1 protein-coding gene is annotated in these 737 nt (G+C 45.9%); it reads left to right on the forward strand.

Features of this window, described 5'->3' with window-relative positions; genetic code table 11:
* Positions 1–12: 12 nt before the first annotated feature.
* Positions 13–737 (forward strand): hypothetical protein (locus X939_RS22810; RefSeq protein WP_157493035.1); only part of this gene is annotated, 725 nt, incomplete at its 3' end.

Below are 737 nucleotides of genomic sequence, written 5' to 3' on the forward strand. Positions count from 1 at the left end.
ACAAATTTTAATATGACAAACTATACAGATCACATAGCAATATTCAGGGGTTCTCTTGGCAGGACACTGTTGATTCTCTTGCTTCTGGCAGTCACCTTTATGACCGCTAATGCTGCCAGTATCACGCTCAAAGTATGGAATGATGCCAACGGGAATGCTCAAAAAGCGAATCCGGAGGCGTTTATCAATGGCAGTACCATTCCCTTATGGATTAACCTGACAGATATCACCACCGATCAGGTCATTGGCCAGGCCTCTGTCAACAGCACTGGAGTGGCCACCATTACCGGAGCGGTGAATGGAGCCGCTTATAAGCTTATCCTTACTTCCACACAGCCCACTCTAGGCACTACCCTTACTTCAGCTTCTGTTCCCAGCAATTATGTCCATACTGGAATTAATATGACTTCCAATGCCACCGGTGCGGGTGATATGGCAAATCAAACGGGTATAATAGAAATCAATATGCCCGCCAGCGGTAATTTGGCCAATATTAATTTTGGAATCGAACAACTTCCAGCGGCATTATCCATAACGGCTACGAACCAACAAAATCCTAATGGAAACTATAAGGTAGCCGTAGTCTCCCCTAATGCTGTGGATGCCGAGGATGGGAATATCTGGACCACAGGTACCGGCACTGTAGTCATTGAAACCTTACCTACCGATGGCACGCTTTATTATAATGGACTCCCTGTTACCCCCGGCCAAAGCATTACCAATTTTAACGACGAACT

The sequence above is a fragment of the Dyadobacter tibetensis Y620-1 genome, assembly GCF_000566685.1.
Taxonomy (GTDB): domain Bacteria; phylum Bacteroidota; class Bacteroidia; order Cytophagales; family Spirosomataceae; genus Dyadobacter; species Dyadobacter tibetensis.